This window comes from Saccharopolyspora elongata (genome assembly GCF_004348985.1).
In the GTDB taxonomy this organism is placed as follows: Bacteria; Actinomycetota; Actinomycetes; order Mycobacteriales; family Pseudonocardiaceae; genus Saccharopolyspora; species Saccharopolyspora elongata.
Map to the genome: position 1 here is coordinate 66,115 of NZ_SMKW01000043.1, position 8,832 is coordinate 74,946.

Annotated in this window: 8 protein-coding genes; 2 read left to right on the top strand and 6 right to left on the bottom strand. The window is 68.6% G+C overall.

The features are described from left to right. Positions 1-18 precede the first annotated feature (18 nt). On the bottom strand, positions 19-216 hold the full coding sequence (locus E1288_RS28195) for a hypothetical protein (protein ID WP_132490220.1): 198 nt from the start codon (positions 214-216) through the stop codon (positions 19-21). Positions 217-514: 298 nt separating this feature from the next. On the opposite strand from E1288_RS28195, the gene rox reads away from it, so the two are divergent. Then, the gene (rox, locus tag E1288_RS28200) at positions 515-1,939 is read left to right on the top strand and encodes a rifampin monooxygenase (protein WP_207954594.1); all 1,425 of its coding nucleotides are present in this window, start codon (positions 515-517) and stop codon (positions 1,937-1,939) included. A 157-nt stretch (positions 1,940-2,096) separates the two neighbouring features. Here rox and E1288_RS28205 read toward each other — a convergent pair whose 3' ends face one another. Together E1288_RS28205 and E1288_RS49900 are read right to left on the bottom strand one after the other, a co-directional pair. Next, positions 2,097-2,975, bottom strand: a complete 879-nt coding sequence (locus tag E1288_RS28205; protein WP_132490224.1) for a sigma-70 family RNA polymerase sigma factor — start codon at positions 2,973-2,975, stop codon at positions 2,097-2,099. Between the two features lie 70 nt (positions 2,976-3,045). Then, complete coding sequence (locus E1288_RS49900; protein WP_328592496.1) at positions 3,046-3,204, bottom strand: VOC family protein; 159 nt, start codon at positions 3,202-3,204, stop codon at positions 3,046-3,048. A gap of 309 nt (positions 3,205-3,513) precedes the next feature. On the opposite strand from E1288_RS49900, the gene glf reads away from it, so the two are divergent. Then, complete coding sequence (glf, locus tag E1288_RS28215) at positions 3,514-4,707, top strand: UDP-galactopyranose mutase (protein WP_132490248.1); 1,194 nt, start codon at positions 3,514-3,516, stop codon at positions 4,705-4,707. Between the two features lie 51 nt (positions 4,708-4,758). Here the strand turns inward: glf and E1288_RS28220 are convergent, their stop codons facing one another. The 3 genes from E1288_RS28220 to E1288_RS28230 are packed head-to-tail and all read right to left on the bottom strand — an operon-like array spanning position 4,759 to position 8,425. After that, entirely contained in the window at positions 4,759-6,930 is a 2,172-nt protein-coding gene (locus E1288_RS28220) for a xanthine dehydrogenase family protein molybdopterin-binding subunit (protein ID WP_132490225.1), read from the bottom strand. Next, entirely contained in the window at positions 6,927-7,913 is a 987-nt protein-coding gene (locus E1288_RS28225) for an FAD binding domain-containing protein (protein WP_132490227.1), read from the bottom strand. Before E1288_RS28225 ends, E1288_RS28220 begins: the two co-directional genes overlap by 4 nt. Before the next feature lie 11 nt (positions 7,914-7,924). Further along, positions 7,925-8,425, bottom strand: a complete 501-nt coding sequence (locus tag E1288_RS28230; protein WP_132490229.1) for a (2Fe-2S)-binding protein — start codon at positions 8,423-8,425, stop codon at positions 7,925-7,927. Between the last annotated feature and the right edge of the window lie 407 nt (positions 8,426-8,832).

The following is an 8,832-nucleotide window of genomic DNA, read 5'->3' on the forward strand; positions in this document are numbered from 1 at the left end:
AAGAGCTCCAGCGGATGCTCACTCAGTGGGAACGTGGTCCCGCGTGCGCTGCTGCGGATCGGGCACGGTGCACCGCCGGTGCCCTGGTGGCGCCTTCCGAGGTCCGGTCCGCCACGGGGCGGCCAGGATCAGATCGTCGACCGTGACCGGGACCAGCCGGGCCGCCACGCCGGATTCGCCCTGCAACCGCACGGGCCCGTTCGGAGTCGTGATCACGTGGCTGGGAAAGGATTGGACGCGGTGATGCTCGGGCTTGTAGCTTGCAGTTGACCGTGACATCGCCCGAGGAGGTGAGACCCATGAACGCTGTATTGATGTGGGTGCTCCCCCTTCCCGTCACGGTCGGGCGATTGACGTAGGTGTCGCCGGGAGCGCCTCGACAACAAGGCACTCCCGAAAGGCAACACCTATGCACTCTCCGCAGTTCACCGCCGAGCCGTCGTCGAACGATGCGGTCGAGCGCGACGTCCCCGGACTCCGGTCGCCGGCCTCCGGCGCCGATCGCACGCCCCTCATGTTCGACGTGATCATTGCCGGGTGCGGGCCAACTGGCGCGATGCTGGCCGCCGAACTGCGGCTGCACGATGTGCGGGTACTCGTTCTGGAGAAGGAAACCGAGCCCGTGTCGTTCGTCCGCATAGTCGGTCTGCATATTCGCAGTATCGAGCTGATGGCAATGCGCGGGCTGCTGGATCGCATCCTCGAACACGGAAGGCAGCGTCCGGCCGGCGGTTTCTTCGCCGCCATCCCCAAACCCGCGCCCGAGGGCCTGGATTCTGCGCACGCCTATCTGCTGGGCATCCCGCAGCCGGTCATCGTTCACCTGCTCGAAGAACATGCGATCGAACTGGGTGCGCAGGTCCGGCGCGGTTGTGCGGTGGCCGGTTTCGAGCAGGACGACGAGGGCGTGACCGTCGAGCTGACCGACGGCGAACAGCTGCGTTCGCGCTATCTCGTCGGCTGTGACGGCGGGCGCAGTACGGTGCGCAAACTGCTCGGCGTCGGCTTCCCCGGCGAGCCCTCGCGGACCGAGACGCTGATGGGCGAGATGGAAGTGGGTGTGCCGCAGGAGGAGATCGCCACCAAGGTGACCGAAATCCACGAGACCAACAAGATTTTCAGTCTCAGGCCCGCAGGCGTGGGGGTCTATCGCGTCGTAGTCCCCGTCGCGGGAGTCAGCGATCGCACGGAACCGCCCACCCTCGAGGATTTCAAACAACAGCTGCGCACCATCGCCGGAACCGATTTCGGCGTGCACTCCCCGCGCTGGTTGTCCCGCTTCGGGGATGCCACCCGGCTGGCCGAACGCTATCGGGTCGGGCGGGTGCTGCTGGCCGGCGATGCGGCACACATCCATCCACCCACCGGCGGACAGGGCCTCAACCTGGGCGTTCAGGACGCATTCAACCTCGGCTGGAAACTGGCCGCACAGATCCGCGGCTGGGCCCCAGAAACATTGCTGGACACCTACCAGGCCGAACGTCATCCGGTCGCCGAGGACGTGCTGGACAACACGCGCGCCCAGATGGAACTGCTGTCCACCGAACCGGGCCCGCAGGCCGTGCGCAGGCTGCTCACCGAACTGATGGACTTCGACGGGGTGAACCGCTATCTGATCGAGAAGATCACCGCGATCGGCATCCGCTACGACTTCGGCGCAGGCCCCGACCTGCTCGGCCGCCGCCTGCGCGACATCGACCTGAAACAGGGCCACCTCTACGGTCTGCTGCATCGCGGCCGCGGCCTGCTGCTGGACCGCACCGAACGCCTGACCGTCGGCGGGTGGTCAAACCGGGTCGATTACCTCGCGGATCCCACTGCGGTACTGGATGTTCCGTGCGTCCTGCTACGCCCCGACGGCCACGTCGCCTGGATCGGCGACGATCAGCAGGACCTGGACGACCACCTCTCCCGCTGGTTCGGCGAGCCCGCCAACTGATTTCGAGGAGAGTTAGCCTCCGAGTGATGACCGGAAGACGGCCCGGAATCGTGTTGCAGACCACGATGAATCTTCGTGGCGGTGCCGCCACCTACTTACTGATCAGCGGCGTTACCCCTTAGCGCACGATCCGGGCCCAGTCGTACCCGAGGGTGACTCACGCTGGATCCGGCAGGTCCATCGACGCGAGCTTGGCCGGGTCGGTCACGACCGCGAGGTCTGCGATCCGGCCGTCGACGACGGTGAACGCGATGACCGAGAGCGGGGCGCCGTCTTCGCGCCAGGACACGATGCCGGGACGGCCGTTGACGAGCACCGCTCGCCCCCGTGCGGCCGTCGCGGCGGACAGCCACGCGCCGGCGGCGACCTTGGTGGCACCGAGGATGACGACCACACCATCGGGGGTGTCGACGGTGAGCCGCACCTCGGGGTCGAGTGCGCGCAGCAACCCCTCGAAGTCGCCGCGACGAGCCGCCGCCAGGAAGGCCTGGACCACCTCCCGCTGCTCCCGCCTGGCGACCGTTGGCCGCCCGGTCGCCTGTACCTTCCTGCGGGCGCGGCTGGCGAGCATCTTGGTGGCGTTGGTGGACTTGCCGAGGATCTGGCCGATCTCGTCGAACGGCACCGCGAACAGGTCGTGCAGCACGAATGCCAGTCGCTCGCTCGGTCTGAGCGACTCGAGGACGACGAGGAGCGCGAGCCCGACCGAGTCGGCGAGCGCCGCGTCGTCCTCTGGCACGGGGCCGTTGTCGACCGTCACGACGAGCTCGGGCAACCGGCTGCCGTAGGGCGACTCGGGGTGGGTCTGGCGCGCTCGCAGGACATCCAGGCTGATCCGGCCGACCACCGTGGTCAGCCAGCCTGCCAGGTTCTCGATGGCCGCCGTGTCCTGGCGGGAGAGCCGCAACCAGGCCTCCTGGACCACGTCCTCGGCGTCGGCGTGCGATCCGAGCATGCGGTAGGCGACCGCGTGCAGCCGGTCGCGCTGGGCCTCGAACGCCTCGGCCACGAGGTTCGTCCGGCTGGTGTCGGTCACCTTGTCACCTTCCTCGGATCTGCTCCGATCGTGGCCTATGACAGACCCGGATTGTGGCGTCTACAGGCGGTCAGCCATCGGCACGGTTTCCGCGGCGCTGCTGGCGGAGCGAGATCCGGTTGCCGTCCGGATCCGCAGTCTCGATGCGAACGCCGAACGGGTAGTCCTCCGGTTCGGGCTCATCGAACGTCACGCCTCGTTGGCGAAGCACCTCGAAGTCCTTCCTCAGGTCGCCCGACTCGAGGCGACCACGGCAAGACGCGGTGTGACGAGGTCACGGTTGCACCAGCAGCAGGATCACGCCGGCCATCCGCGGCCGCTGAACTTCCACGCCGGCGACCTCGACACCGCGCGGGAACAGGTCACCAAGGCGTTCGCTAGCCACGGGCTGAGCCTCGGCGGCGGCCGCGACCTCGACTTCCGCCTGTACATCGTTCTGTCGGCGCGGCTGACCACCGGGCGGATGACCTATGGCGCCGACGCGACGCTGTGCGGACCGCCGATTACCGTGCTCGGTGTGGTCGTACCCTTACTGATCGTGAGTTTCAGTGATTATGACCTGGTGATCGTCGGCTCCGGCTTCTTCGGCCTGACCGTGGCCGAGCGCGCCGCCACTCAGCTGGACAAGCGGGTGCTGGTCCTGGACCGTCGCGGCCACATCGGCGGCAACGCCTACTCGGAGGCGGAGCCGGAAACCGGCATCGAGGTGCACCGCTACGGCGCCCACCTGTTCCACACCTCGAACAAGCGGGTGTGGGACTACGTCAACCACTTCACCGACTTCACCGGCTACCAGCACCGCGTGTTCACGATCCACCGGGGCCGCGTCTACCCGATGCCGATCAACATGGCAACGATCTGCGAGTACGCCGGCAGGTACATGACGCCGGACGAGGCGCGGACCTGGGTGGCCGAGCAGGCCAGTGAGATCGACTCCAAGGATGCGAAGAACTTCGAGGAGAAGGGCATCTCGCTGATCGGGCGCCCGCTGTACGAGGCGTTCTTCCGCGGTTACACCGCCAAGCAGTGGCAGACCGACCCGAAGGAACTGCCGGCGGCCACGTTCAGCAGGCTTCCGGTTCGGTACAACTTCAACAACCGGTACTTCAACGACACCTACGAGGGCCTGCCCGTCGACGGGTACACCGCGTGGCTGGAGAAGATGGCCGACCACCCGAACATCGAGGTCCGGCTGAACACCGACTACTTCGACGTTCGCGACGATATCCCGGCTGCCACGCCAACGGTCTACACCGGCCCGCTGGACCGCTACTTCGACTACTCGCAGGGTTGGCTCGGCTGGCGCACGCTGGACTTCGAGCAGGAGGTCCTGCGCACCACCGGCGACTTCCAGGGCACCTCGGTGATGAACTACGCCGACGAGGACGTGCCGTACACGCGCATCCACGAGTTCCGGCACTTCCACCCGGAGCGCGCGAACTACCCGAGCGACAAGACGGTCATCGTCAGGGCGTTCTCGCGGGCGGCGGACAAGGACGACGAGCCCTACTACCCGATCAACACCCCCGAGGACAGGGCGAAGCTGGAAAGCTACCGCGAGCTGGCCAAGGCCGAGGCCGGGACCCGCAACGTGCTGTTCGGCGGCCGGCTCGGCACCTACAAGTACCTCGACATGCACATGGCGATCGGGTCGGCGCTGTCGATGTTCGACAACAAGATCGCGCCGTATTTCACCGAGGGCCGGCCGCTCGACGGTTCCGTCGACGACTGACGGGGATCGCGCCACCACCGCGACCAGTGGCGTAAGCCGGTACACCACCGGTCAGGGGCGCAGCAGCATCTCCGGCGTGATGGGCAGGGTGCGCATCCGCAGGCCGGTGGCGTGGTGGATGGCGTTGGTGATCGCCGGGGCGGCGCCGATCGCGGCGATCTCGGCGATTCCCTTCACGCCGAGGGGGTTGACGTGCGGATCGTCCTCGTCGATGAACACCGGGTCCAGCTCCCCGATGTCGGCGTTGACGGGCACGAGGTAGTCGGCGAGGGTCGCGTTGATCACGTGACCGTCGCGGGGGTCGACGGCGGTGTGCTCCAGCAGCGCCATCCCGATGCCCAGCACCATGCCGCCGATGGCCTGGCTGTGCGCGGTCTTCGGGTTGACGATCCGGCCGCCGCCGAACGCGGCGACGACCCGCGGCACCCGGACCAGGCCGAGATCCGGGTCGACGGCCACCTCGGCGAACACGGCGCCGTACTCGTGCATCGAGTACCGGGCGGTGTCCTCGCCGGGCCGGTAGTCGCCGCCGGCTTCGACAGAGTGCCCCAGCCTGCTCATGACCTCGGTGAGATCGGCGTGGCTACTGGTCTCCCCCGCCTGTTCGAGGGCTTGGCCGCGCGCCGCGGCGCAGGCGGCGTGCACGGCGGACCCGACGCCGCCCATGGTCGCCGATCCGCCGTGCGGTGGTGCTTCGGGCAGGTTGGCGTCGCCCAGCTCGAAACGCACCTGTTCGATGGGCAGTCCCAGCGTCTCGGCCGCGACCTGCGTCATCGACGTGTAGGTGCCCGGCCCCATGTCGCTGGTCGCGGAGGACACGACGGCGGTCCCGTCGGGATGCACGATCGCGCGGGCGCTGGCCGGGAAGTTGTAGACCGGGTAGGTCGCCGAAGAGCATCCGAAGCCGATCAGGCGTCCCTGCTCGTCGCGCATCGATCCGATGCGCGGGTCGCGGTCGTCCCAGCCGAAGCGCTGCCCGGCGACGGTGAGGCATTCCCGCAGGGATCGGCTGGAGAAGGGCAGGTCCCGGTCGAGGTCGCGGTCGGCGTCGTTGCGCAGCCGGAGCTCGACCGGGTCGATGCCGAGGGCTTCGGCGAGTTCGTCCATTGCGGATTCCAGGGCGAAGATCCCGCTGATCTCGCCCGGGGCCCGCATCGCGCAGGGCGTGTTGACGTTGAGCTCGGCGAGCCGGTAGCGGGTGGCGACGTTCGGGCAGCCGTAGAGGAACCTGGTGGGGCCTAGGAGGTTCTCGGCGTATTGCTCGTACGTCGAGGTTTCCGCCGTGCCTTCGTGGCGGATGGCGACGAGGTGGCCGCCGCGGTCGGCGCCGAGCACGACGCGCTGCTCGGTGTGCGGCCGGTATCCGGTGAGCGGGAACATCTGCCGCCGCGTCAGCACCACCTTCACGGGTCGGTCGGTGTGGAGTGCCGCCATCGCCGCGAGCGTGGTGTGCGGCCAGACGCGCAGCGCGGAGCCGAAGGCGCCGCCGACGAACGGTGATATCACGCGGACGTTCTCGGGCGGGATCCCGAAGGTCGCGGCGAGCTCGGCGCGGGTGTTGCTGACCCACTGGGTCTTGTCCCACACGGTGAGCGTTCCGGCGTCCCAGGCGGCCGTCGTGGCGTGCAGTTCGATGGGGTTGTGGTCCTCGCGCGCGACCACGTACTCGGCGTCGATCGTCACCGCGGCGGTCTGCAGTGCGCCGTCGGGGTCGCCGCGTCGCGTGTCGCCGGGCTGGCCGGACTTCGCGTTGCCCGGCCCCGGTGGTAGGGCACGGGCGGCGGCGTCCTCGAACGATGTCGCGGCCGGTTCCTCGGCGTACGAGGCGTGCACGAGTGCCGCCGCGTGCGTCGCGTTTTCGAAGGTGTCCGCGACGACGAGGGCGATGGCTTGGCCGAGGTGGACGACGCGGTCGTCCTGCAGCACGTGGATCCGTTCGCCGTCCTGCGCGTCGACGAGGGATTTGTGCTGCTGGTAAGGGAGTTCGGGGGCGTTGAGGTGGGTCAGCACGGCGATGACGCCGGGCGCTGACCCGGCCGCGGTGGTGTCGATCTCGGTGATGCGTCCCTTCGCGATGGCCGAGCCGACGATGACGCCGTGCGCTGTGCGCGGCCCGGGGTCGAATTCGGCGGCGTAGGTGGCCTCTCCGGTGACCTTCGCCCGGCCGTCGACCCTGCTGAGCGCCTGCCCGATGTAGGAGGTGGGTGTGGCTGTCGTCGTCATGACCGGCCTCCCGCTTCGCGCAGGGCGCGGACGATCGTGCGCTTCATGAGTTCGAGCTTGAACCGGTTTCCCGCCCTGGTGACGGCGCCTTCGGTCGCGTGCTCGGCTGCGGCCCGGTAGGAGTCGACGTCGTCGATGCGGCCGGTGAGCGCGTTCTCGACGGTGCGCAGGCGCCACGGTTTGGTGCCGACTCCGCCCACGGCCACTCGTGCTTCGCGGATCGTGCCGTCGTCGACGTCCAAGGCCACGGCCGCGGAGGTCAGCGCGAATTCGAAGGACACCCGGTCCCGCACCTTGAGGTAGTGGGAGTGCCGGGCGGCCGGGGACGGCGGCACCACGACCGCGGTGATCAGCTCTCCGGGTTCCAGGACCGTTTCGAGGTGCGGGGTTTCGCCGGGTAGCCGGTGCAGCTCGTCGAGGGGCACGACCCGGCCGCCGTTGGAGCCCAGCACGTGGATTTCGGCGTCCAGAGCCACGAGCGCCACCGCGACGTCGGAGGCGTGCGTGGCGATGCAGTGGGCCGAGCCGCCCAGCACCGCGTGCGTCCGGTTGGCGCCGTCCATCGCGGCGCACCCCGAACCGGGATACCGCTTGTTGCAGGCGGAAACTCCGGGGTCCCGGAAGTACGGGCAGCGGGTTCGCTGCAGGAGGTTGCCGCCGATGGTGGCCATGTTCCGCACCTGTCCCGACGCCGACAGCAGCAGGGCTTCGGCGATCGCCGGGAAAGCGCGGGACACGTCGGGGTCCGCCGCGATGTCGCTCATCTTGGCGGCGGCACCCAGGCGCAGCGTCCCGCCGGGTGCGGCTTCGATGCGGTCGTCGAGCACGCCGTCGAGCGCGACCAGGTGTTCCGGCTGCCGGATCTCGTCGGTCAGCAGTTGCATCATGTCGGTGCCGCCGGCGATGTATTCGGCGGACGGGGCGGAACCGAGGCGCGCGGCCGAGTCGGCGTCGCCCGGGCGTTCGAGGGTGAAGGGAAACATCGTGCCCCCGGTTACTTTTCGTCCGGTCCGGTCGTCGCCGCGACCTCGGCGATGGCGGCGACGATGTTGGCGTACGCGCCGCAGCGGCACAGGTTGCCGCTCATGAACTCGCGGATCTCTTCGGCGGAGCCCGCATGCCCTTCCCGCAGCAGCCCTGCGGCGGACATGATCTGGCCGGGCGTGCAATATCCACATTGGAATCCGTCGTGGTCGACGAACGCCTGCTGCAGCGGGTGCAGGCCCGTCTCGCCGCCTCGCCCGAGCCCTTCGATGGTCGTGATCTCCTTGCCGTCGTACAGCGCCGCCAGCGCCAGGCACGACTTGATCCGCCGCCCGTCGGCCAGCACTGTGCACGCCCCGCACATGCCCAGGCCGCAGCCCTTCTTCGAGCCGGTCAGCTTCAGGTGCTCGCGCAGCGCATCGAGCAGGGTCGTGCGGCTGTCCAGTTCGGGCAGCGGGTGTGCTTCACCGTTGACGTGCAGGGTCACGGAGACCGCGGGTGTCGTGGTCATCGGTGGCTCCTCACCGGCCGCCGTGCGTCGGCCTCGGAGTGCGTGAGCTCGCCGCCGGAGCCTCGCCGGCGGAAACCAGCGGCATTGCCCGGCCAGTATCGGCGGGCGGCGGCGGTGACGCGATTCGATGTCCCGGTGCTGGTCGAAAGCGAGCCGGGCGGGTTGCGGCGCGTTTCGGGTCGGTAACCACCTCGTCGCCCCATTGCATCGGCAACTACGCACGGGCTAGCTTGTACGCGATGCGAGCGAATGTACGTAGAGCGTACATTCGGAGCCTTCGCGAAAGACATCCCAGGAGCTTGAATGTCAAGCAGCAGCCGAGTTGATGTGATGCGACCAGGCGGTCGTCTCGTCGTAGAGGGTGCCGGTTTTGAGGCATCCGTGGAGGATGCCGACGAGTCGGTTGG